This window comes from Polycyclovorans algicola TG408 (genome assembly GCF_000711245.1).
Lineage (GTDB): Bacteria > Pseudomonadota > Gammaproteobacteria > Nevskiales > Nevskiaceae > Polycyclovorans > Polycyclovorans algicola.
Genome location: NZ_JOMH01000001.1, coordinates 1,043,148 through 1,065,871 on the forward strand (window position 1 = coordinate 1,043,148; position 22,724 = coordinate 1,065,871).

Sequence of the window (22,724 nt, forward strand, 5' to 3'; positions counted from 1 at the left end):
GATGGGGTGAGTTTGCGTCAGGCGCCGCCAAGGCACAGTTCAAACACCTGGGCGCCGGTCGAGAGTTCGAGCGTGAGAAGTTCGGCGCTGAAACTGAGCTGGATCTGGTCGTAGGCCTCCGTGGCGACAAAGCCCACGAGTTTTCGACGTCCGTCGCCCGCAAGGTCGATGCCCAGAAGATTGAGGTCTAGGAAGCTACCTGAGCCGCGCATTTCCGCGACCGTGCCATTGCGGAATGTGGTGATGGTCAGTAGGCGTCCCAGGCTTGCATCCAGGACACCGACGCCGAGTGCGACTTCAAAGGCGGCAAGCTGCCCCGGAGCAACGACATCGGGCAGCGTGACCCGGACGCCCGCCGAGCCATTGAGTGCTTCATCAAGCAATCCAACCCGGTACACCACGTTCGCCGCGCTGGTGAGATTGCCGTCGACCGCCCGCTCGGGATTGTTGACACTGCAAACGACACCCGGAAGCAGGGTGCACAGCAGCCCCTCGGTCACGATCTCGACGGTCGAGCCCACAGGCGCGAAACGGTTGCAGGCGAGGCCCTCCAGGTCCGTGTCGTCAGCATTCACGGCGCCACTGGAGCCGTCGTCGCAGCCAACGGCAAGAACGGCAACAATGAGAAGGGCCAGCCGTACCCCGTAGTGTATTGAGTCACGCATTTTTGAACGCTCGGTCAACTGTCGATGTGCAGGTGACGAGGTTGTCACTGCCGCGTTCATCCAGGAATCAGGCGATTTCTTGGTGCGTCGTAAGGAATGCACCGATTGAGGGTGAGCGGCATTGATCAGCCGATGAACGGCGTCCGTGTCGAATGGTCGGAGCGGGTGTGAAATACCCCCACAAGACGGGGCTGTTGACTCGATCAGTCCGCTTAATCAATGCGAAATCCTCGGAGAGCTTGTGTTATGACGCGATCTTCAGTTGGCTTGCTTGGATTGATGTTGATCTCATCCTGGGCGGCGACTGCCGCCAGCCCGGCGTGCGGTGCTGATGGCGTAGCGGTGCAGGTTCTCGGCTCTGGCGGGCCGGAGCTGGCGGCGGGTCGTGCTGCCAGTAGTTACCTTGTGTGGCACGACGGTCGCCCCCGCGTGTTGGTGGACATCGGGGGTGGCAGCGCTGCGAACTTTGGCGCTGCGGGCGCTACGGTTGCAGCGCTTGACCTGATACTGCTCACCCATCTGCATGTTGATCACAGCGGCGACCTGTCGGCCTTGGTCAAGTCCTCCTACTTTCAATCGCGCAGTCAGCCGCTGCCGGTGCTCGGGCCAGTGGGGCAGGGCGACTTCCCGTCCACCACCGATTTTCTCGAACGTCTGTTCGGGCCAGAAGGCGCATTCGCATACCTTGGAAATTATTTGCCGGAAGATGGCCAGGCCGACGCGGCCGGCTACGCACTGCGACCCGTCAACATTCACCCGCCCAAGGGGCAGGTCGCCCTGGTGCACGAGGCAGAGGGCGTGAAGGTTTCGGCCGCCCGCCTCGGCCACGGCATCGTGCCGGCGCTGGGTTGGCGTATCGACGTAGGCGGTCGCAGCGTCGCCTTCAGCGGCGATACGCATGGCGACGATGGTGTCCTGGAGCGGCTGGCGGCCGATGTCGATTTGCTGGTCGCACACAACGCGGTGCCCGAGTCGGCCAGCGGTGCGGCCCGCGCGCTACACATGCCGCCGTCAGTGATCGGCCAGATCGCCCATCGTGCAGGGGCTGGCGCGGTGTTGCTGTCACATCGCATGCGCCGCACGCTTGGCCGCGAGGCCGAAACGCGCGCACAGGCGACACGCTTTTATGACGGCGTGCTGACTTTTGCCAACGATCTCGACTGCATACCGCTACGACAAAATGCGGATACCCGGTAAGGTATGCAGCCGCGCACCCGCCACCTGAACCAACCACTGGAATCCCATGAATCTTTACGACCGATACGTGATGCCGCTGCTGATCGACTGCTGCTGCGGTATGAAGGAGATTCAGGGCCAGCGCGCCGCGCTGGTGCCCAGAGCCAAAGGCCGGGTGCTGGAGATCGGCATAGGCACCGGGCACAATCTGCCGTTCTACGACCCGACCCGGCTCGACTCTTTGCAGGGCCTCGACCCGGCGGACCAGATGAGCCCCACTGCGCGCAAGCGTGCGCTCAAGGCGGGGTTGGAGGTGGAGCTGATCACCCTCTCCGCAGAAGAGATTCCGGCACCGGATGCCAGCTACGACACCGTGGTGTGCACTTTCACGTTGTGCACCATTCCCGACCCGCTGCGTGCGCTGCGCGAGATGCGACGCGTTCTCAAGCCGGACGGTGAGCTGCTGTTCTGTGAACACGGCCGTGCCCCTGATGTCAGCGTCCAGCGCTGGCAGGATCGGCTCACGCCATGGTGGAAGCCCATTGCGGGCGGCTGCCACCTCAATCGCGATGTGCCCGAAATGCTGCGTGACGGCGGCTTTGTACCAACCGAGATTGAGTCCAGCTATCTCAGCGGCCCAAAGCCGATGGTCTGGGTGACCCGCGGGGTGGCGGTCGCCGCCTGAGCTGGGTCAGGCTGTGGCTGCGGGCCGGGCCAGTGGCTTCTGCCGTATCTCGACCAGACTGCCAAAGATTTCGCTGACGGCGAAAAGCAGAATCACTGGCGTGACGCCGCGCGCGGCCACGTAGTAAATGATCAACGCCGCAACCGCCCAGCGTGCCACCACATTGATGCGGATCATCTCGTAAGCGCCGCTGCGCAGAATCATCACGTTCCAGCACACGCCGAGCACGCCGGCCAGGTTCACCATGAACATGCTCAAGGCCGAGAACGGCTCAAGGGGCGGCGCGAGGCCCGTGCTGGTGCCGACCAGATCAATGGCAGCGATGAACGCGTCCGACAGGCCGGGCACGGCGAACAGCGCGGTCACTAGTGTCCTTTAACAAAAGTTCACTTTATTATTGATTCGATCAGAGAGGCGGGCGATAGCCGAGATGATTTCATCGGCGGATTTGCGCCATACGAAGGGTTTGGGGTCCTGGTTGTAGGTTTTGAGGTAGTGGCGGATGGATCGCTCAAGGTCGTTGGTACTGGTGTGGGCGCTACGTTTGATCCACCGCTGTGACAACAGCGAGAAAAAGCGTTCTACCAGATTGAGCCAGGAAGCTGAGGTCGGGGTGAAGTGCAGGTGATAGCGCGGTCTGGCGGCAAACCAAGCGCGGACCGCTTCGGTTTTGTGCGTGCCGTAATTGTCGAGAATGAGATGAATATCGAGGTGCTTGGGCACCTCACGATCCAGTGCGCGCAGGAACGCCAGGAACTCCGCACTGCGATGCCGCCGGTGCAAGCGACCAATGACTTCGCCGGTGGCGATATCCAGCGCTGCGAACAAGGTCGTCGTGCCGTGTCGCACATAGTCGTGGGTCGTGGTTTCGGCAGACCCGAAACGCAACGGCAAGCCAGGTTGGGTACGGTTCAGGGCTTGAATCTGGCTTTTTTCATCAACGCACAACACCAAGGCACGATCTGGCGGATTCAGATACAGACCGACGATGTCGTGCACTTTGTCAACAAAGTGCGGATCGGTCGACAACTTGAAGGTTTCCAGCCGGTGCGGCTTGAGCCCAAAGGCGCGCCAGATGCGGCTGACTGCCATGGCATTGAGGGCAGTCTCTTCGGCCATCAAAGTCGTCGACCAGTGCGTCGCCTTGGCTGGACGGCTATGCAAAGTCTTCTCAATGACTTCCGACACTTTGTCGTCGTTAATCGTGCGCGGTCGACCCGTGCGCGGCGCATCGCTCAATCCCGCGATCCGGTACTGCTCAAAACGCCGCCGCCACTTCGACACGGTTTGCGTCGTCACCCCGCAGCGCTGTCCCACTTCGCGGCCCGACAATCCAAGGCTGCACCCCAGAATGATCTGCGCACGCTGCTTGTCCGCCGACGGCGTCTTGCGACGACGAGCCCACTGCTCCAACTCCGATTGCTCGGTGGGTGTCAGCTCCAGCCCAATGGGTTTGCGTCCCGTCATCTCCGCATCCTCCCTCAAGTCAGGGAAGATGGACAACGGTCACTCATAATCGTTCTATGAACTTTTGTTAAAGGACACTAGCAGGTCGAAGCTGCCAATGGCCAAGAGAAGCGGGCTTTGCTGAATCACTCGCATTGCTGGGGCTCGGGATTGCTCGTGTTGATTGATGGTGTGTGGCGCAAGGCAGGGCTCATTTCAAGGCGCCAGGCGAGAGCCCCGTCATCTTCGCGGCCAGGCTGGCGCCGGACAGCGGGCCAAAATGGGTTTCGACCAGGCGGCCTTCTGCGTTGAAGAACAGGGTGGCCGGCAAGCCTTGCGACTGTAAGGCCTGACCAACCTCGCCTTGCAGGTCGAGCAGCACGTTTTCAAGGGCGAGACGGTCGCGCTGCAGATACTCGGTGATCACCGCCGCTGATTCGCCCTGATTGATAAACGCAAACAGCACGTCATCGCGCTGAGCCTGGGCCGCCGCCAGCACCGGCATCTCCCGTCTGCACGGCGGACACCATGACGCCCATAGATTCACAACCATGGGTGTTCCGACGTGGTCCGAAAGCCGCGTGCGGCTGCCCTCAAGCGTGAAGAGTTCAGTTTGTGGAATCGATAGAGTCTGCCGCTGAAACTGCGCCAGGCCAACCGAAAGCGCTACCCACGCCGCCACCCCGGCAAGGGCCGTCATGGCCAGCGGCTTGCGGACCTGTACTGCATTGCGCGTGCGCCAGAAGCCAAAGGCGAGGCCAGCGAGGATGCCGGGCGCCGCCATGAAGCCACCGTCGTGGATGCGCACCATCGCCCAAGGGTCGGCCGCGTATTGCGGCCACCATTTCACAATGAAGGCCAAACGTGCGATCAACGCACCGACCAGCAGCATGTCCCAGATGTGCGACATGAGCGGCAACGGCGCATCGCCCGTCGTTCGCCGCGTGAGCATGTACGACGTACCGGCGGCGAACGCAAGCGCCAGTGCGATCACCACCAGCGTCATTGGCACCGGGCCGATGCTCAGCACGACATCAAGCGCAAGTCCAGCTTGCCGCGACTCACGTGTAGCGAACCGGCAATGTGGTCGGCGTCGTGCTCTTCCTTGTCGCGAATATCAAGCGCGACAGCGCCGCCGGCGATCAGTGCGTCGACCTGTTCGGGGGAGACTTCCTCGACGCGGCTGCGGGCGGCGTCGGCGAGTTGCTGAAATTTTTGGGTATAGGCCATGAGTGGGGGCGTCTTGAAGTGCGCTTTTGGATACGGGGGGCAGTATGTTATGCCGGCCTTGTGGTTCCGATGCTTGTGCGTACGTTATTCAGGAGCGCACGCTGGCTGGGCAGATGAACCTCGCGACGGTCCGGGTGCCGGGCCGTCGCGAGGATATCGGGGTCACGCGGCGGCTCAGACCTGCGTCATGCGCAGGTAGGGGCGAATCTCGTCCCAACCCTGGGGGAACAGGTCCTTGGCCTGATCGTTGCCGATGCTGGGCGGGATGATGACCTTGGCGCCGGGTGTCCAGTCGGCAGGTGTGGCCACACGATGCTTGTCGCCGAGCTGCAGCGCATCAATCACGCGCAGGATCTCGGTGAAATTACGGCCCACACTCATCGGGTAGGTCATGGTCAGCCGGATCTTCATCTGTGGATCAATGATGAACACCGAGCGCACGGCGGCGGTCTCGCTCTGACCCGGATGAATCATGTCGTACAGCTCAGCGATCTTGCGGTCTTCGTCGGCCACGATGGGAAAGCGCAGCGTGGTGTTCTGCGTGGCGTTCACGTCTTCGATCCACTTCAGGTGCTCGCCCACCGAGTCGGTCGACAAGCCCAAAGGCTTGACGTTGCGCGCGGTGAATTCACTCGCAAGCTGGGCGGTGCGGCCCATCTCGGTGGTGCAGACCGGCGTGAAGTCGGCGGGGTGGCTGAAGAAAAATACCCAGGAATCGCCCGCCCACTGGTGGAAGTCGATGTTGCCAGTGGTGGTGGCAATCTGGAAGTTGGGAGCGGTGTCACTCAAGCGCAGCGTCATGATGAAAGTCTCTGTGGTGGGTGAAGGGGTAACGAGGTAACGAAGTGGCGGGGGTACAACGGTGAATCGGTGTCGCCGTCAGGCGGTCAGCGTGGGAATCGTTTCCGAGAAGGTTCTGGGCTTGTGCCAATCCAGCCCAAGATTGCCGCGCAGCATTCCCCAGTACAGCGGCGGCAGATATGAGCGCTTCAGCCACCAGTAGGCCCGGCGCGGCACGCGCGGATCGAAGGGAAAGCTGGGGGTGACCACGCCGTCGTAGGCAAACTCGGCCAACATGATCTTGCCCACCGAGGTGGTGAGCGGGCACGACGCGTATCCGTCATAGCGCGCATCCAGCGGTTTGTCAGCCCGCGACTGCAGCAGGTTGCGAACCACGACCGGGGCTTGCGAGCGCACCGCCGCAGCGGTTTTGCTGTTGGGTGTGGTGGTGCAGTCGCCCAAGCCGAAAACGGTCTTGTAGGTGGTGTGTTGCAGCGTGTGTTTGTCGACGGCCACCCAGCCGCTGGCATCGGCCAGCGGGCTGTGTTTGATCACCTCGGGGGCAGACTGCGGCGGCACCACGTGCAGCAGGTCAAAGTCACGTTGCACCCGGCTGACCTGTTCGCCCTGCTTCACCTCGAACACCGCACGCCGGGCAGGGCCGTCGACGGCTACAAGATTGTGTCCAAATGCCGGGGTGATGCCGTATTCGGCGACGATCTTGTCCAGCGCCTTGGCGTAGAACGGCACGCCGAACATGCTCGGCCCGGGAGTGAAAAAGCTGAGCGTGGCGGCAACATTGCGGCTGCGGAAGCGGTCTGCCGCCATATAGAGAATCTTCTGCGGTGCCCCGGCACATTTGATCGGCATGGCAGGTTGCGTGAACAGCGCGTTGCCGCCCGTGAACGTGCGGATGCATTCCCAGGTGTAGGGCGCCAGGTCGTGGCAGTAGTTGCTGGTGACGCCGTTCTGGCCGAGCGTGGCCTCAAGGCCGTCGATCTTGTTCCAGTCCAGTTGCAGACCGGTGGCGACCACCAGTTGCTCGTAAGTCACCCGGCGCCCGTCATCCAGTTGGACCTGCTGTCGCGCTGGGTCAAAGCCGGTCACGCGCGCCTTGATGTGCGTGGCGCGGGCGGGCAGACAGTCTTTCATCGGCCGGCCGGTGGCCTTGACGTCATACGCCCCGGCGCCCACCAAGGTCCAGGCGGGTTGGTACCAATGGGTATGCGCGGGCTCAATGACCGCCACATCAAGCTGGGGCTGTTGTTTGAGCAGCAGCGCGGCCACGGTTGCGCCGCCGGCGCCACCGCCAACCACCACAACGGTGTGGCGAAGGTTTGTTTCTGAGGTCATGGGCATTCTCCTGCGCCGATTGGCGCGTCATCTGTGCTGAATGTTCGGTTGTACTGACAAGATGCGTGCCATCACGATGAAATATATAACTAACTATATTCATTAGAAAAAATATGGAGACAAGGCAGGGCACGCAACGTTGACTCTCAAATATGGCAGTAATGGCGCAATATGGCAGAGTATTGGCAGCACTTAATCAGCCCAAACGCAAAAGGAATCCATGACCCTGCCAACCTCATCGGTCCAGTCGCTGATCTCGTACCTGGAGCACGAGCACGATCCGATGATCGTGCTCGATCCTGACTACAACATCCTCGCCGCCAACGGCGCCTATCAGCGGCAATTTGGGGTCGGGACCGAGACCTACGTCGGGCAAAAGTGCTACCGCGTTTCGCACCATTACGATCGCCCCTGTGATCTTTCGGGTGAGCATTGCCCGATGAAGCAGGCGCGCGAAACACGCGCGCCGGACCGGGTGCTGCACATCCATCACACCCCGCGCGGCCCGGAGCACGTTGATGTCGAGCTCAGGCCCATCATCGGCGCTGACGGCACAGTGATGGCGTACGTCGAGCGTCTGACGCGGGTCACGGCAGCATCGGCGCAACCGCGTGACCATGGTCTGGTGGGCCGTTCGGACGCCTTCAATGACGTGTTGTCGGCGCTGATGAAGGCCGCTTCTTCACAGATTCCGGTGCTGCTGCAGGGCGAATCCGGCACCGGCAAGGAACTGTTCGCCCACGCGCTGCACAAGGCCAGCCCGCGTGCGCGGGGGCCGTTGGTGGTGGTGGACTGCACCGGGCTGAGCGAGTCGTTGTTCGAAAGTGAACTGTTTGGCCACGAGCGCGGAGCATTCACCGGCGCGACACAGCGCAAGATCGGCCTGGTTGAAGCGGCGCACGGCGGCACCCTGTTTCTGGACGAGATCGGCGATGTGCCGCTCAACATGCAGGTCAAGCTGCTGCGCCTGATCGAGTCCGCCACGTTTCGCCGGGTGGGCGCGGTCGACACGCAGCGCGCCGACTTCCGCCTGGTCGCCGCAACCCACAAGCCCCTGCTGGATATGGTGGCCGAGCGCAGCTTCAGGCAGGACTTGTACTACCGCATCAGTGCCTATCCCATTCATCTGCCGGCACTGCGGCATCGTGCCGATGACATCCCACTCTTGGTGGACAGCCTGTTGCCCCGTGTCGCCGAGGGGCGTCGCCCGTCAATTGATGCCAAGGCCATGGCCAAGCTTTGCCAGTACCGCTTCCCCGGCAATGTGCGCGAGCTTCGCAACATCCTTGAGCGCGCGATGCTGCTGGCGGGCGAGTGCCAGATTGGCTTGCCCCACCTGCCGCCGGAGGTACTGCGCCCGTCCGAGCCGCAGCCCATTGCGGCCGCACCTCGGCGTGGGCGCTACCTGAAGGCCGATGAACTGCTCAGCGCGGTCTCCGATTTTTCCGGCACCCGCGCCGAGTTGGCCGCAGCGTTGGGCATGAGCGAACGCACGCTGTATCGGCGTCTCAAGTCTTTGGGCGTGGATCGCTGAGCGGCCCGCCGCACGCTCAACAGACCGGGTGCGGCTCATCTGATCGGGGGAGGACGTGCCCTGGCCTTCGGCCTAAAACCGATGTGCCAGCGCACAGTGACTGGCTGTGACCGGCTTTTCGCAGGACCAGCTGGAGGCTCGGCATATCAGCAACATTGGTGATTCCAATGCACTGACACCGGGCTTGCAGATCAACAAGACCATTTCCAACTCGACCATTTCGCAGCTTTCGATTCGCGGCATCACCCAGAGCAACCCCGCCATCTATTGGGACCCGGCCGTCGGCGCGTATGTCGATGGCGTTTACATCGGCAAATCCCTGGGCTCGATTTTTGACGTCGTTGATCTTGAGCGCGTTGAAGTGCTGCGCGGCTCGCAGGACACACATAAATGTCCGCAATACGCTGGCGGGCGCGATCAATCTGGTGATCCGTGCGCCCAGCGGTCAACTGCCTGGATGTGCCAGTCTTGAGGCTGGCAATTATAACGTGCTCTCGACGTCTTCTTCACCCATCCCGACCAGCTTGATGGCAGCAACCCCATGGCCCAGACCGCAGGCAACGGTGAAGTGGAAGGTCACGGGCTGCTGAACCCGAGGCTGGCGTTGATGGATGCCCCTCCGGGGGCCACGGTCACGGGTGAACTGTCGCTGTGGATGCGCAAAGTGCTGGACCAAGACACCGCAATCAACTTCATCGACTTCAGCCCCGGCTTTGGCAATCTTCGGGTGGCCAACTTCGTCGAGCCGCGAATGTTTGGGGTGACGGCGCAGATTCGTTTTTTAGCCAAGCCAACAAAAAGCAGGCCCCTTATGGGGGCCTGCCTTGGCCGACGCGGATGTGGAGAAACTGCTCACCACGCCAGAGCGGAAGCGTCGTATCTATATGGCGTCAATTCACTCGGCTGAACGTGAAGTCGAAATCGAGCATATTGGTGCGCGGTAGTCCGCACTCTTCGGCGCCGAAAAGCATCTGCGTCGCATCAACAAAAACGATGGTGAAGCATGTATCACCGATGTCTTCCGGGAAATTGGATTGAACGGTTGTGAAGTCGATTGCGTTAGCGGTCTGGCCCGAGGCGGTGATTCCTGAAGCGCCAATCACAATTTGATCGACGGAGTTCTCCACAAACACGGGGTTCCCTGAGCAATCGCCATTCTCAAAATCCTCGAACGAGAAGCTCGCTAGGTCGCCTTCGAAAGAGACCCGGTCCCGGAAAGATGAACTGCCGAAGCTTTCGCAAACTGAAATCCAATCGCCCTGTAAGCGCGCCTGTACCTGCGCGGGATCATTGGCCGACGGTGAGGGCGCCGGAATTGGCGATGTCGTCGGATTTGGCGATGACTCTGGGAAGGCGACACCCGATGAGTTCCCCGCATTCCCATTGAAAGTCAGGTTGTAGACCCGAAGGAGACCCTCATTGGGCTGGAAGTTGGCCCGGGAGATGGTGTCAATCACTGTGCCGTTGCTGGATACGGTGACGACAAAATTGGCTGACTCCGCCCCTTCAAAGTGGTTCACATCCACCGCATAGGTCCCAGTCGGGGCCGAGCCTTCCCAGAAAATGTTCTCAATAGAGCCCGGACCACCCTCCGTGTTGTCCTGGTCCAACCGCCCCCCGGATGCCGAGGTGGGAGCGTCGAAGAAGACACGGGCGCCTTCCGGGTCCGTCACCTCAAGATCGAGGTCGACAGCCGCATCCCAGCTCAGCGAAAACTGCAAAGCGCCGGTGCCAACCCGTGTGACCTGGATGGTGCCGATCTCGCGCAGTGAGACCCGGCCATCGACGTCTTGCGCCGACACCTCGACCGCAAAGCTGCCCGCGTCAATGTTGGGCGGAATCGAGATCTCGAGGTTGGCCATGCCCTCGCTCAGTGCTTTCGAATAATTTTGCGTTTCGAAGGCGGCCCGCTGCTGCGCCAGTGCCGCTGCAGTGCCTTCACTCTCGAAGTTGACCCTGAAGACGTCGGCGGAACCCGCCACCTTGAAGAAGAGGTTGGCAATCGGTGAGTTTGCCGTAATGTTCAGCGGGACCTGCGCGGTGGCGCCGTTGGTCGTGGTGGTCAGCGCGCGTTGAACGGCCACTTCGGGCTGTTCCGAAACGTTGCTGGCCGGCGGGATATCTGTGTCAGGGAGTAGTTCGCCATCGGCGTTGCCCACCTTGACCAACAAAGCCCCCATGACGGCATCAGGGTCCGTTGGGCTGATCGTGGCACCACCACCACCACCACTGCTCCCGCCACCACCACACGCTGCGAGTACCGAAACGGCCACAGCCACAGCAAAATGTTTGAAGGTGAACCTTGGCATCGCAATCTCCCTGCAAATCACTGAAGCAGGTGATGCTATTCCTCGGGGCCTCGGCAGGCAACCTGAATGTGTCGTTAATTCAACGGACAGCCTTTTCGCTTCGATGCAGGTTGCTTGTCATCGAGGCAAAAGTCCGCTTCGCAGGTGGTCTGGCACGCACCCCAAGCACCCGGGCTTCAACCGCCGCTTAGAAGTGGCAACCCCGGACTCAACCCGTCGCCCGCGCCACCACAGGCATCGGCATCTTCGTAGCTGTCATCAACCACGCTGTTGATCCACTGCGTCATCAGCGCCACGGCTTCGTCGTGCACGACGCTGCGGGCCAGCGGCGGCATGCGGGCGGCGACGGTGGTGGCCTCAGGGCCCATGCGGTAAACGAGGATGGAGTCGTCGGCACGCGCCGGGTGGATGTCGACCGATCGGCCACCGCGGCCTTCGGTGCCGGTGGCCGTGGGGCCTTTGCAGATGCCGTAGACACCGTTCACCGCGCGCGCCACGTCGACGTACATGCCGGTGTTCGATGCATTGCCCTGCGGGTTGTGGCAGTGCGCGCAGTTGACTTCGAGGTAGGCGCGGGCACGACGTTCAATGTCGGCGTCGGTGCCGGCCGCTTCGCCGCCGTCGCCAGGTTTGTTGAAGATGGGCACGCGCGACACGTTGGCGATTTGCGTCGTCGGGTCGACGGTCAGGGTGCTCGGGCAGTTGCTGAGCAGGCCGTTCTCGCACCACCAGGCAATCTGGTTCTGGCCCACCACCGGGTGTTCCAGCGCGCCCGAGGCCAGTGGTGATTCGCTGGCGTAGGGTCGGTTGAGGTTGCGGATTTTCGGGCCAATGGGCGCACTGCCGGTCTCATTGTCGTCGTTGGTGTGGCAGGTGAGGCACTGGCTGGCGTTGGGCATGAGGTAGCTGGCGGTTTGTCCGGTGTGACGCACGCCGCTGTCCACATCAAAGTAGTCCCAGCTGGCGCTGGCCGTGCCGCCGCCCTGTGACAGCCGCGCCACCCGTTCGCCGTTTTCGGTGCGCCAGATGTATTCCAGGCCGTCCCAGAACACCTGGCCGTTGCTGCGCTGGCGCTTGATCAGCAGGCGGGTCTCGAAGTCGGTTTCGGTATCCGCCGGCTCATTGGTGAACGAGAAAGTCTTGGCGATCACCGTGCCCACCGGGAACACCACGGTCTGGTTCACGCCTTGGTCGATGTCACGGTACAGCGCCGAGGTGCCGGGCGGCATGAACACCACGCGGTGTTTGACCGAGTAGTCGGAGAACAATTTGCTGTTGAGCACATACGGCACGCCGTTGCCGTTGGGCAGGCTGGTCGGGTCATTGGCCACGGCGAACAGGTTGTACTGGTCAAGTTGCGGGCAGTTGACCTCGGCGGCGGCCTCAAAGTTGACGGTGCCCGGCGTCATGCTGGCATTGCACAGTTGGTCAATGCGGCTCTGCGGTGGCGCGGGGTCGACATCACCGCTGGGCTCGAACGGCGGAATCACCACCGGCGCGATGGGCGCTGGCGCCGAACCGAAGCGCGCGGGGCAGTCGTTTTCGCTGATGTCGAAGCTGCCGGGCAGGTTCACGAGCTCGGCGAGGCCCAGCAGCGTGCCGGGAATGTCGGCCTCGGTGAGCGCGAACACCGATTCCAGCCCGCGCAGGCCATTGAAGTTGAGGTAATCCTCGCTGTCACCGGCAAACTGGTTGTCGTCGGCGATGCACGCGAACCACCACTTGGGCGTGATGCGTTCACCGGCCTCGTCGAACTTGTAGGCGTTGTAGCGGCATGACGGATTGGGGTCGAGGTTGGTGAGGATGGGCTTGCCATCTTCATCGGCCGGCACCGGCTGGCCCTGCGCGTTGACCGGGTAGGGACATTCGCTGTCCAGCGGGTCGATGATGCCGTCCCACAGCACGTGGCCGCCGCGGTATTGCCCGCCGCCAGCGACTGATTTCAGGCCGATCAGCAGCGGAAACACCGAGGTGATCTGCTCGGCCTGGGTGGCGAGGATAGTCGCCACATCCGGCGGCGGCAGGTTGTTGCCGTTGTTGGTGAAGGTGTTGCCGCGGATGTGCACCGGCTCGGAGAACATGTCCAGACGCCGGTCCCCCGGCACGCCGAGCACTTCATAGCTGGTGACGATGACGCCGGCGGTGTCGTTGTTCTCGAAGGTGTTGCCGACAATGTCGATCTTGTCGTACGCCAGCGTGATCAGCCCTGAGCCGCGCGGCACGTTGGCGACGATGGTGCCGGGTTCGGCAAAGTTATAGGTGTTGTTGTTGCGGGCCACGTTGCCGGTGACGCGCGAGCGCTTGCCGTACTGGGTGAGGCCGTCGAGGTCGTAGACCAGAAAGCCGCCGGTGTTGCACTCGGCGAGGTTGTCGACATACTCGCCCGACTGCACGTTTTCGATCTCGAAGCCGAACACGTTATAGACCGCGCGCGAGTTGCGGATGATGGCGTTGTTGGTCTGGCCCACGTAGATGCCGGCGTCGGACGCGCCAATGGACTCACTAAACTCGACCAGGATGTTGCGCGACTCCACCGGGTAGATGCCGTAGCGGCCCGACGCGACGCTGACGGTGTAATCCGGCGAGGTGGTGTTGGCCGGGTTCGACAGCGGGTTGGCCGGGTTGTCGCGCGCCGGCGCGGTGCAGGCCACGTCGAGCTTGCTGGCAAAATTGGCGGCAGTGATGGTGTCCTCGCCCGGCTGGTTGCGACCGCTGGACCACATGGCCCGCACCCGGCGCAAGGTGCCGTGGTCCACGCCCTTGAGCTTGAAGCCGTCGCCGGGCGAGTCGAGCACCGTCAGGTCTTCAATGGTGATGCCGCGCACGTTGGTGACCGACACGCCCTCCTGCGTGCGGCTGTTCTTGAACGACAGCACGGTCTCATCCATGCCGCAGCCCTTGATCAGCACGTCCTCGGTGCCGTTGAGCTGGATGCCGTTGTCCAGCTCGAAGTACCCGCAGCCGAAACGCAGTTCGTCACCGGGACGCAGGTCGACCATGGCGGCGACCATTTCACTGCTGGCGTTGGGCCCGGGCTCGACGGTGAAGACGCGACCCTCGGCGGTGTTGCCGCCGCCCGGCGCGGGGACATTGACGTTACTGGCGGTGCCGCAGGCGGTCAGTGCCAGCAGCAGGCCGATGGAGATCACACGAGAGATAACGACAGACCGGCACATGAAACGCTCCCCCTGAAACTGCCGTGACGCCGCGTGGCTTGTCAGCGATGGCAATCGGACGAGCATAGTCGCGGCAACGGCGCGGTTCGAGCCGTTGGCGGTGGTAAATAAGGCCCCGCGCGCCTCAGAAGACCTCGATGGGGTCCACGTCAATCGACCAGCGCACCTGTCGCGCGGCCTTGAGCGTGGCCAGCGTCATCACCCAGGGTTCAATGGCGGCGCGCAACGCGGTCCGTTGCGGCGCCATCAGCATCAGTTGGGCGCGAAAGCGGCCGCCGCGTCGCGTCATGCTGGCGGGTTGCGCCGGCAAAGCAAGCACGCCGGGCACGGCGGGTCGCCGCCGCTCGGCCTGGTCGAGAAACGCCATGGCCTCGTCAAGACTCAGGGCATCGGCACGCAGCAGCGCCAGATGGGCAAACGGCGGCAGGCCAATGGCACGCCGCTCGGCGAGCACCGCTTCGACGAAGGCCGGATACCCGCGCTGGATCAGGGTGGCGAGCAACGGGTGCTCCGGCACATGCGTTTGCAGCAGCACCCGGGAAGGCTGGCCGCTGCGCCCGGCGCGCCCGGCGACCTGGGTGATGAGCGCGCCCATGCGTTCAATGGCGCGGAAGTCGGCGCCAAAAAGCGCCTGGTCGGCCGAGACGATGCCGACAAAGTTGAGCTTGGGGAAGTCATGCCCCTTGGCCAGCATCTGCGTGCCGACCAGCAGTCGCACGTCGCCGCGATGAATCGCGTCCAGCCTGGCGTGCAGGGCGGCGGCGTTGGGCAGGCGGTCGGTGTCGAAGCGCTCGATACGCTCACCGGGATAACGATTCGCCAAGGCGGCTTCGAGGCGCTCGGTGCCTTCGCCAACCGGGCGCAGGTCGTCGCTGTCGCAGGACGGGCAGTTGCGCGGCGGTGGCTGCGCGTGGCCGCAGTGGTGGCAACGCAACTGGGTGGGGCCGCGGTGCAGCGTCAGATGGGCGTCGCAACTGGGGCAGGGCGCACTCCAGCCGCACTGGTTGCACAGCAGCAGCGGCGCAAAGCCGCGCCGGTTGAGGAACAGCAGCGCCTGGCCGTCACCGGCAAGGCAGGCGTCCAGCGCCTTCAGCAGCGGCGGTGAAAGGCCCTCGCGCAGTCGCAGGCCGCGCAGGTCCACGCACTCCACCGTGGGGGTGGCGGACTGGTGAATCCGCTCGGGCAAGCGTTGATGGCCGTAACGGCCCGAGTGCGCCAGATGCAGGGTTTCCAGCGCCGGGGTGGCGCTGCCCAGCAGCACCGGGCAACCGGCCTGCTTGCCGCGATAACAGGCGACGTCGCGCGCGGAATAACGAAAGCCATCCTGTTGCTTGAACGAGGCGTCGTGCTCTTCGTCGACGACGATCAGGCCCAAGCGTTGAAAGGGCAGCCACACCGCCGAGCGCGTGCCGATCAGCACCCGCGCATGACCATGGCGAACGCGCTGCCAGGCCTCCAGCCGTGCGCCGTCGGCGAGGCCGGAGTGATACACGCAGACCGTGTCACCAAAGCGCTCGATGAAGCGGGCCTGCAACTGCGGCGTGAGGCCAATCTCGGGCACCAGAATCAGTGCCTGACTGCCCGCCGCAAGGCAGGCGCGCGCGGCGTGCAGATAGACCTCGGTCTTACCGCTGCCGGTGACGCCTTCGATGAGTTGGATGCCGCCCCGCGCCGAAACGCCCTCGACGGCTTTTTGTTGTGCCGGGCTGAGTGCCGGCCAGTGGGCATCCGGCGGCGCCTGGGGGGCGTCGTCACTGGCGCTCAGCCAGCCTGCTTCGGCCAGTGCACGGGTCAGGGCGTCCTGTGGCAGCGAAGGTTCGCTGCGTGCCATCTGCAGCCGGGCACGCCGCGCAGTCTGGCGAGCGGGCAGATCGTGCAGTGCGTTGGCACCCGCAGCGGTGAGTGACCAGCGCTGCGGCGGTGTCCACGTGGACGGCTTGCCCTTGCGCAGCGCCGAAGGCAACGACGCGGCAATTACTTCGCCGACCGGGTGCAGGTAGTAATCCGCCGCCCAGCGCAGCAGCGCCAGCGTGTCGTGGTTGAGCAGCGGCGCGGTGTCCAGCCGCTGGAGGATGGGCTTGAGCTCGACACCGGTCCCGCTCGCCGACGCCGTGCCACTGCCAAGTGCCACGCCCACTTGCAGGCGCCGGTTGAACGACACCTGCACCCGGCAACCCGCGGGCACCGGCTGCCCGTCGGCCGAATAGTCGAAGGCGCGGCGCAGCGGCACCGGCAGTGCGACGGTGATGACCGGGCTGGGGTGCGATGCCATCAAGTTGTACGCAGAATCAAGGCTGGCCTGTGGATAACGTTGTGCACGGTGCTGAGCGGTGATCTTGTGAGGTCAGGATCAAATGTTGCAGTGCAGCGAGAGCGATGGGCCGAAATAAAAAAATAGTCAACTTAAACAATATGTTCCACGAAGTGATGAATCTGATGTCGCATCTTTCGGTTGACGCGGAGGCCTTGAATCTGCGGGGCAGGCCTTGTGACTAAGTGGGGGCCGTGCCCCGAAATGATGCGTCAGAAGTCCAGCCCAAGTTGCGGATTCGCCAATTTTTTCCCTGTTCTCGGACGTTTGGCAGTGGGCGGCAGGCCGGCGCGCCGTGATCCATGACGGGTTTGGATGGCATCGGCTGTGGCGCCATGTGCCCCACCTCGGCGCACGGCCCAAATTTGGTCGCGTGCGGCGCGTGCGGCAGCCTCGTGATCGACGATGGGCGGCGGATAGTCGGGGCAGATCGCGGCGCGCTCGGCGCCTGTCAGCAACCACGGGGTGTGGATGTGCGAGTCGGCGACGCCATGCAGTTCGGGGACCCAGCGGCGAATGAAAACGCCATGCGGGTCATGGTCCTGTCCCTGCTTTACCGGGTTGTAGATGCGAATGGTGTTAATGCCGGTGACGCCCGATTGCATCTGCACCTGCGGGTAATGAATGCCAGGTTCGTAGTCGGTGAAGCGCCGCGCCAGAAACAGTGCGGGCTCACGCCACGGCAGCCACAGGTGATAACTGGCCACCGCCATCAACATCGCCCGCATGCGGAAATTCAGCCAACCGGTGGCGGCCAGATAACGCTGGCAGGCATCAACGAAGGGCCAGCCGGTGCGGCCCTGGCACCAGGCGGCGAGGCGTGCCGGGTCGGGGGGCTCCGGGCGCAGTCCGTCGTAGGCCGGGTGCAGGTTTTCAAACTCGATTCGCGGCTCCGATTCGAGCTTCTGGATGAAATGACAATGCCAGTGCAGGCGCCCCAGAAAGGCGCTGTAGGCGCGGCGTGCGCCATCGGGGGCGTGGGGGTCGGCGCGCAAGGCGGCGATGCGCACCTTCGTTGCCTGCGTCACTTCGCGCATCGACAGCGTGCCCCAGGCGAGGTGTGGCGACAGGCGCGAGCAGGCGGCTTCGGCCGTCAGCGGGCTGGACATTTGTTGGTGGTAGGCCGTGCCGCGCGCGTGCAGAAAGCTCACGAGCGTGTCTTCGGCTACGGCGCGACCGCCGTGCTGACGGCCGGGGCAGGGGTCTGCCGCCAGCCCCTCGGGCCATGTCGGGATGTCTCCCGCGTCGATACCCGGCAGGCCCTTGATGCGCTGCGGCAGGTCGGTGAGCGGACGCTGCATGAAGGTCTCCCAGCGCCGCGCCCAGCCATCCCGCTGTTGCAGGCGGCGGATCACGCCGTGCTGGAGGCACTCCCGCCACTGAATGTCATGCGTCGCGCACCAGGCCTTGACCCGCAGGTCGCGGGCAAAGGTCCAGCCATTGCCGGTTTCTTCGTGACTCCACAGGGTGAAGGCGCCAAGTTGATGGTGCAGTGAGGTGAGCACGGACTCCATCTCGCGCACCCGCACCGCCAGGGTTACGCCAAGACCCGCCAGCGACGCGCGCAGCGAGACCAGGCATTCCCGCACGAACGCCCAATGGCGACCGCTGGCGTCGGGCTGCGCCCACAGGGCGGGCTCGACGATGTAAAGCGCCAGCACCCGGCCCTGGGCCGCGGCTTCAGCCAGCGGGACGTGATCGTGTACGCGCAGGTCGCGCTTGAACCAGATGATTTGTGGTGTTGTCGCCATGCGCCTAGTGTGCCGCGCTGGAGGATTCATCGACCATTGCGGTAGGGGCTGCTGATATCGCGCTTTCCCGCTACGGTTTGCGCATGTACCCCTTCCTTTGTCGAAGTTCTCGCCACCTCGCTGCACTGCTGCTCGCCACATGCGGCGCCCAGGCTTTCGCGGCGTTGCCCGGCGCCGTGACGCAGTCGGTCCACAGCGGCACCTTCGGCGGCCCGGTGGTGACCCACATGCAGGGCCCGGAAGACGCGCCGTTGGTGGTGTTGGTGCACGGGCTCAGCCATGGCGCGTCGGACGACTGGCAGCACGTTGTGCCGGCGCTGGCGCGCGACCACCGCGTGATGACACTGGACCTGCCCGGTTTTGGCGCGTCACTGCGCGGCAATCACCGCTATGCGCCGGACGAGATGGCCCGCGCGGTGCACGAGGCGGTGCGGCATCACGACCCGCGGCCTTTCACCCTGGTCGGGCACTCGATGGGGGGCGCGATCTCGCTGGCCTACGCGCAGCAGTTCCCGAATGACCTGACCAAGCTGGTCCTGGTCAATCTGGCGGGCGTACTGCATCACTCAGTGGTTGCGCAGGGGCTGAGCCAGCTTGGCGTGCGCGGCTTTTCCGACGGTGATGCGCAGCGCGCCGCGTGGCTGGGGCAACTCACGGAGGCGGTCCTGGCCGAAGTCGAGCGGCTCGGCATCAGCCCGGCCATGCTGGTGGCCAACCCGTGGTTGCGGCAGGTGGGGTTGGGCGGCGAGCCGATGGCGATCAGTGCGCTGGCGATGGCAGCGCACGATTTTGGCCCGGCGCTGCGCGAAGTGCGCACCCCCACCGAGATCATCTGGGGCGGCGACGACACCATCACCCCGCTGCGCACCGGCCAACTGGTGGCCGCGATGCTGGACCCGGCGCGGCTCACGGTGCTCGACGGCGCCGGGCACATGCCGATGTTCGAAGTGCCGGAGGCGTTCAATACAGCCTTGAAGAAGGCGATTGAGCCGGATAGGCGGGACAAGACCCCGCGCTTTTTGCGTCGCGCACCGACGCCGACCCGTGTCACCCATTGTCTTGACGAAGTCGGCACGCGTTACACCGGCGAGCTGGGGCATCTGGATCTGACGCGTTGCACCGATGTGGTGATCGAGAATGCCAACCTGCGCAGCCTTCGGGTTGAGGACGGCAATGTCAGCCTGATCAACAGCCATGTTCACGAAGGGATTGAGGCGCGGCAGGCGAAGCTGGAAATCACCGCCGGCAGCGTCACCGGCGACCCGGCGCTGGTGCTGGACCACGCCAAGGTCGACGCCGCCGGAACCGAATTCCTGTTGTTGGGCCCGCACCTGGCGAGAAACGACGGTACCGCCCCGTCGAGCCTGCGTTTTTCGGTGGCGTCACGGCAGCCGCTGGGCGGCGAAGGACAATGGTTGCATCAGGTGGTGCGCGTGGACCGCGAGTGGTGACCTGGGGAAATTCCTCCGGCCTCAGCGTTTGCCTGCCGTTGCGGTGCTGACCGCCGCGAGATAGCCGAGCAGCCGCTCGCGAACGGTCTCCTGGGCGGTTGCGTTGATGTGCCCGCCATCGGCGATCAGCCACAGATCTTTGGGGTCTTGTGCCGCTGCGTACAGACGTTGTGAGTGGCGGCTGGGCACTACGGGATCGCGCTCGCCGTGAATCAGCAGCAGCGGGATCGGGCTGATGCGATCCACCGCGTCGGCCGCGGCGTAGCGGTCGGAGATGAGCCACGACAGGGGCCACTGCAGCGGCCATGTGAGCCACACCTGCGACAGCTTTTCACGCGCGATACCGCGATAACTGGCGAACGGGCTCTCCGCGATGACCGCTGCCACCTTATGGCGTGAAGGGGAGTCGGCCGCCAGTCGAATGGCCACCGAAGCGCCGAGGCTTTGGCCGTAGACGATTAGCGGTGTGTCAGCGAGGCTGGGGTGGGCGACGAGCCAAGCCAGTGCCGCCTCGGCGTCTTCATGAATGGCGTCAACGTTGGCCTTGCCCTGCGAGCGCCCAAAGCCTCGATAGTCGAGTGCCAGCACGCCGTAGCCCTGTGCGGGCAGCCAGCGCACCGCATGAACATGCGAACTCAGGTTTTCGGCGTTGCCATGAAGATAGAGCAATGTTGCCCGAGGGCTGCCGGGCGCCGGGAGATAGAGCGCATGCAAAGGGTTGCCGTCGGCTGCGGTGATCCAAACATCTTCAGCCGGCGTGCCAAGTGGCCGGTCGGCGAAGTACTGCACCCGATTAGGCTGCAGGAAAACCGACGTGCAACCCGACAGCCCCAGGCCGATAACCAACAACAGGGGCACGATGGTGCGGGCTTGGCGCAACATGTTCAGAGGTTGGATAGGCATGTCGGGGTTGTCGGGGCGCACGAGCGGGGAGGCGCTCAGTAGTAATACTGGTAACGCAGGCCGATGTTCGTGGTGTGCTCGGGCTGCTGGTCGCGCCATTGCAGCTCGACGTGCAACGCTTGCTGACGCGACAGGCGCAGGTTGTGGCGCAGCTCCACACGCGTGCGCGCTTCCCCGTTCGCAAATTTCTCGGTCGCGACCTCCCCGTTAACGGTCAGCGGCCCGGCGTTCAGTAGGAGCCCGCCCCGCAATCCTAAGGCGGGCTGAGTGCGCGTGTCGTAGCCGTGGTTGTACTCGAGTCGAGCCGTGGTAAGGCCATAGAGAAGGTTATTGGCGCCCAGCGCACGAGTTGCGCCCATGCCGCCGTTGACGTGCGCCACCCGATGTTCGCGGCTGCCGGTCCATTGCCGGTCGACGCCCGTCTGGATCGCCCACGACAGCGGTTTGAAAAAGGCATCGCGTGGGCTCAGGGAAAGAATGTCCACGACGTCAAATCGGTTCATGTCAATGTTGCCGTCATCTTCAATGCGCAGGTCGAAATTGCCGAGGTTGATCTGAGCGCCGATCGGAAAGCCGGCGCGGTTTTCTTGCAGGCTGTGTAGCGACAGGCGCAGGCCCAGCGTCAGGTAGTCATGACTTTCTTCATTCCAGAGGCCGAGCGCGAGGCGGCGGCTCCCGTGACTTAGATCGGGTGAGGCGCCGGGTTCAAGCTTCGTCACGTCACTCTGACTGAGCTCGGCGGCGTGACGTTGCAGTGCTTGCAGCAGTCGAAAGCTACGTTGCGCCACGACCGGGTCTCGCTCGGCGCCGGTCTGGGTGAAGCGCAGGTACTTGTAGGCGGCGTCGATAAGCCGGGCCCGGGTTTTTGGGTCTAGCGCCTGTAGATCGGCATCGTCGAGCCGTTCGGGCGCCATGCCCAGCTCAATGACCGTGTCATGCAGCGCGTCGGGCACGGCCGCAAGCCGCTGTTTGAGCACCGTGCCCTGGGAGGGGCGGAAGTGCTTGCCCTGGATGAGGCCTGTGCGCGCAACCGCACGAACGGTGTCGATGGGGATGGCGGTCAGCGGGAAGCCGCTGGTCAGATCGATGCCAGGGCGGGCGATTTCCAGGAGCTCGAGAATCCGGTAAGAGCAGTTCTCGTCAAAAAAGTAATAGGCGAAGCTGACGCCCTTGAGCTCCCACAGGTGCTGGACCAGACGCTCTGTTTCGGGCGGCGTGAGATTGAGCGGATATTCCCAGATATCGCGATTCTCGCCGGTGTTGTACTCGCGAATTTTTTTGTAGTAGTGGTCGACCTCAAACTGCCCCGGATAATTGCCGGTGAGGCCGTTGAAGGCATAGAACAGGCCGTTGTCGCTGGGGTCGACCATGGCGCCGAAGTTGACTGCAAACGACAGGTACTCCGAGCCGCCGCCGTCCTCGTCTGGATCGAGGCGCAGCAGGGTGTGGCCAAACATCGACGACGGACTGTTGAGGTAGTACGACGGGAAAACCAGAACGGCGTGCCGGGCCTGAACCTCCTGCCTGAAGGCTTGATACGCCGCGCAGTTTGGTTTGGGCAGATCACCAAGATCCAGTTTGCTGCGTAGCCACGCCAAGCGGGCAACGAAACGGCATTGCGCGTGGTCGTCGGCCAGCGTGGCCAGCGCGGTGAAGGCCGCCAGGGTGGCCTGTAGTTCGGCACGAGGGTCGGTCGAGCCGTTATCGGCGAGGAAAAAGCGGGGATCTTCGGTGGCGCTACGCCAGGACCCCGGCCATGTGCCGGCCTTGTAATGCACCAGGTTCACCCACTCGCTTTGCGTCCAGAGCTCCAGGGACTGGGCCTGCACCCACGCCGTTTCTGCTGACCATGCCCGGATGGGCAGCAACAGAACCACGGTGATCAGAAGGGGAAGAAATGTGCGCGTGGGGTGCATCGTGTCGGCGGCCAAATTAAAGGCCCGGCATCTAGCGA

The 22,724-nt window shown here is 63.6% G+C and carries 19 protein-coding genes; 6 read left to right on the forward strand and 13 right to left on the reverse strand.

Going from position 1 to position 22,724, the window contains the following annotated elements; all coding sequences use genetic code 11:
- Window positions 1–17 precede the first annotated feature (17 nt).
- Window positions 18–665 (reverse strand): hypothetical protein, encoded by a 648-nt coding sequence (locus tag U741_RS0105055; RefSeq protein ID WP_029889400.1) that lies wholly within the window; start codon window positions 663–665, stop codon window positions 18–20.
- Window positions 666–911: 246 nt separating this feature from the next.
- On the opposite strand from U741_RS0105055, the gene U741_RS0105060 reads away from it, so the two are divergent.
- Together U741_RS0105060 and U741_RS0105065 are read left to right on the forward strand one after the other, a co-directional pair.
- The gene (locus U741_RS0105060) at window positions 912–1,862 is read left to right on the forward strand and encodes an MBL fold metallo-hydrolase (protein ID WP_043110197.1); all 951 of its coding nucleotides are present in this window, start codon (window positions 912–914) and stop codon (window positions 1,860–1,862) included.
- Window positions 1,863–1,908: 46 nt separating this feature from the next.
- Complete coding sequence (locus tag U741_RS0105065) at window positions 1,909–2,526, forward strand: class I SAM-dependent methyltransferase (RefSeq protein WP_029889402.1); 618 nt, start codon at window positions 1,909–1,911, stop codon at window positions 2,524–2,526.
- Window positions 2,527–2,532: 6 nt separating this feature from the next.
- Here U741_RS0105065 and U741_RS0105070 read toward each other — a convergent pair whose 3' ends face one another.
- The 6 genes from U741_RS0105070 to U741_RS0105095 all read right to left on the reverse strand — a co-directional run bounded on the left by U741_RS0105070 (window position 2,533) and on the right by U741_RS0105095 (window position 7,335).
- Entirely contained in the window at window positions 2,533–2,892 is a 360-nt protein-coding gene (locus tag U741_RS0105070; protein ID WP_029889403.1) for a hypothetical protein, read from the reverse strand.
- Between the two features lie 9 nt (window positions 2,893–2,901).
- Window positions 2,902–3,993, reverse strand: a complete 1,092-nt coding sequence (locus tag U741_RS0105075) for an IS630 family transposase (RefSeq protein ID WP_029889404.1) — start codon at window positions 3,991–3,993, stop codon at window positions 2,902–2,904.
- Between the two features lie 190 nt (window positions 3,994–4,183).
- On the reverse strand, window positions 4,184–5,002 hold the full coding sequence (locus tag U741_RS0105080) for a TlpA disulfide reductase family protein (protein ID WP_043110198.1): 819 nt from the start codon (window positions 5,000–5,002) through the stop codon (window positions 4,184–4,186).
- Complete coding sequence (locus U741_RS0105085; RefSeq protein WP_152551498.1) at window positions 4,996–5,202, reverse strand: rhodanese-like domain-containing protein; 207 nt, start codon at window positions 5,200–5,202, stop codon at window positions 4,996–4,998. Before U741_RS0105085 ends, U741_RS0105080 begins: the two co-directional genes overlap by 7 nt.
- Before the next feature lie 174 nt (window positions 5,203–5,376).
- On the reverse strand, window positions 5,377–6,003 hold the full coding sequence (locus tag U741_RS0105090) for a peroxiredoxin (protein ID WP_029889407.1): 627 nt from the start codon (window positions 6,001–6,003) through the stop codon (window positions 5,377–5,379).
- A gap of 78 nt (window positions 6,004–6,081) precedes the next feature.
- Complete coding sequence (locus tag U741_RS0105095) at window positions 6,082–7,335, reverse strand: NAD(P)/FAD-dependent oxidoreductase (protein ID WP_029889408.1); 1,254 nt, start codon at window positions 7,333–7,335, stop codon at window positions 6,082–6,084.
- A 220-nt stretch (window positions 7,336–7,555) separates the two neighbouring features.
- Here U741_RS0105095 and U741_RS0105100 point away from each other — a divergent pair, with 220 nt between their 5' ends.
- The 3 genes from U741_RS0105100 to U741_RS0105110 all read left to right on the forward strand — a co-directional run bounded on the left by U741_RS0105100 (window position 7,556) and on the right by U741_RS0105110 (window position 9,776).
- Window positions 7,556–8,869 (forward strand): sigma-54 interaction domain-containing protein, encoded by a 1,314-nt coding sequence (locus tag U741_RS0105100; RefSeq protein ID WP_029889409.1) that lies wholly within the window; start codon window positions 7,556–7,558, stop codon window positions 8,867–8,869.
- Window positions 8,870–8,975: 106 nt separating this feature from the next.
- Window positions 8,976–9,341, forward strand: a complete 366-nt coding sequence (locus U741_RS0105105) for a TonB-dependent receptor plug domain-containing protein (RefSeq protein ID WP_029889410.1) — start codon at window positions 8,976–8,978, stop codon at window positions 9,339–9,341.
- Between the two features lie 69 nt (window positions 9,342–9,410).
- The gene (locus U741_RS0105110) at window positions 9,411–9,776 is read left to right on the forward strand and encodes a hypothetical protein (RefSeq protein WP_029889411.1); all 366 of its coding nucleotides are present in this window, start codon (window positions 9,411–9,413) and stop codon (window positions 9,774–9,776) included.
- Here the strand turns inward: U741_RS0105110 and U741_RS18255 are convergent.
- From U741_RS18255 to U741_RS0105130, 4 genes are all read right to left on the reverse strand, one after another.
- Window positions 9,760–11,178, reverse strand: coding sequence for a YfaP family protein (locus U741_RS18255; protein WP_152551499.1), 1,419 nt, complete (start codon window positions 11,176–11,178; stop codon window positions 9,760–9,762). The genes U741_RS0105110 and U741_RS18255 overlap by 17 nt on opposite strands.
- 176 nt (window positions 11,179–11,354) lie before the next feature.
- Window positions 11,355–14,354 carry a parallel beta-helix domain-containing protein gene (locus U741_RS0105120; protein WP_052378509.1) on the reverse strand — a complete coding sequence of 1,000 codons (3,000 nt, stop codon included), beginning with the start codon at window positions 14,352–14,354 and terminating at the stop codon, window positions 11,355–11,357.
- 124 nt (window positions 14,355–14,478) lie between these two features.
- Window positions 14,479–16,626, reverse strand: coding sequence for a primosomal protein N' (locus U741_RS0105125; protein ID WP_029889414.1), 2,148 nt, complete (start codon window positions 16,624–16,626; stop codon window positions 14,479–14,481).
- A 251-nt stretch (window positions 16,627–16,877) separates the two neighbouring features.
- Window positions 16,878–18,416, reverse strand: a complete 1,539-nt coding sequence (locus tag U741_RS0105130; protein ID WP_029889415.1) for an FAD-binding domain-containing protein — start codon at window positions 18,414–18,416, stop codon at window positions 16,878–16,880.
- Window positions 18,417–18,592: 176 nt separating this feature from the next.
- Between U741_RS0105130 and U741_RS0105135 the strand changes: the two genes are divergently transcribed.
- Window positions 18,593–19,867, forward strand: a complete 1,275-nt coding sequence (locus U741_RS0105135; protein WP_161776124.1) for an alpha/beta fold hydrolase — start codon at window positions 18,593–18,595, stop codon at window positions 19,865–19,867.
- Between the two features lie 21 nt (window positions 19,868–19,888).
- On the opposite strand, the gene U741_RS0105140 is transcribed toward U741_RS0105135, so the two are convergent.
- Together U741_RS0105140 and U741_RS0105145 are read right to left on the reverse strand one after the other, a co-directional pair.
- Window positions 19,889–20,770 (reverse strand): alpha/beta hydrolase, encoded by an 882-nt coding sequence (locus U741_RS0105140; protein ID WP_161776126.1) that lies wholly within the window; start codon window positions 20,768–20,770, stop codon window positions 19,889–19,891.
- Between the two features lie 35 nt (window positions 20,771–20,805).
- Entirely contained in the window at window positions 20,806–22,599 is a 1,794-nt protein-coding gene (locus U741_RS0105145; RefSeq protein ID WP_161776128.1) for an Lnb N-terminal periplasmic domain-containing protein, read from the reverse strand.
- Between the last annotated feature and the right edge of the window lie 125 nt (window positions 22,600–22,724).

Excerpts from the sequence above, each read along its gene's own strand:
- U741_RS0105055 (WP_029889400.1), bottom strand. The coding sequence starts at position 665 with ATGCGTGACTCAATACACTACGGGGTACGGCTGGCCCTTCTCATTGTT.
- U741_RS0105060 (WP_043110197.1), top strand. The coding sequence starts at position 912 with ATGACGCGATCTTCAGTTGGCTTGCTTGGATTGATGTTGATCTCATCC.
- U741_RS0105065 (WP_029889402.1), top strand. The coding sequence starts at position 1,909 with ATGAATCTTTACGACCGATACGTGATGCCGCTGCTGATCGACTGCTGC.
- U741_RS0105075 (WP_029889404.1), bottom strand. The coding sequence starts at position 3,993 with ATGACGGGACGCAAACCCATTGGGCTGGAGCTGACACCCACCGAGCAA.
- U741_RS0105085 (WP_152551498.1), bottom strand. The coding sequence starts at position 5,202 with ATGGCCTATACCCAAAAATTTCAGCAACTCGCCGACGCCGCCCGCAGC.
- U741_RS0105090 (WP_029889407.1), bottom strand. The coding sequence starts at position 6,003 with ATGACGCTGCGCTTGAGTGACACCGCTCCCAACTTCCAGATTGCCACC.
- U741_RS0105095 (WP_029889408.1), bottom strand. The coding sequence starts at position 7,335 with ATGACCTCAGAAACAAACCTTCGCCACACCGTTGTGGTGGTTGGCGGT.
- U741_RS0105100 (WP_029889409.1), top strand. The coding sequence starts at position 7,556 with ATGACCCTGCCAACCTCATCGGTCCAGTCGCTGATCTCGTACCTGGAG.
- U741_RS0105110 (WP_029889411.1), top strand. The coding sequence starts at position 9,411 with ATGGCCCAGACCGCAGGCAACGGTGAAGTGGAAGGTCACGGGCTGCTG.
- U741_RS18255 (WP_152551499.1), bottom strand. The coding sequence starts at position 11,178 with ATGCCAAGGTTCACCTTCAAACATTTTGCTGTGGCTGTGGCCGTTTCG.
- U741_RS0105120 (WP_052378509.1), bottom strand. The coding sequence starts at position 14,354 with ATGTGCCGGTCTGTCGTTATCTCTCGTGTGATCTCCATCGGCCTGCTG.
- U741_RS0105125 (WP_029889414.1), bottom strand. The coding sequence starts at position 16,626 with ATGGCATCGCACCCCAGCCCGGTCATCACCGTCGCACTGCCGGTGCCG.
- U741_RS0105130 (WP_029889415.1), bottom strand. The coding sequence starts at position 18,416 with ATGGCGACAACACCACAAATCATCTGGTTCAAGCGCGACCTGCGCGTA.
- U741_RS0105140 (WP_161776126.1), bottom strand. The coding sequence starts at position 20,770 with ATGCCTATCCAACCTCTGAACATGTTGCGCCAAGCCCGCACCATCGTG.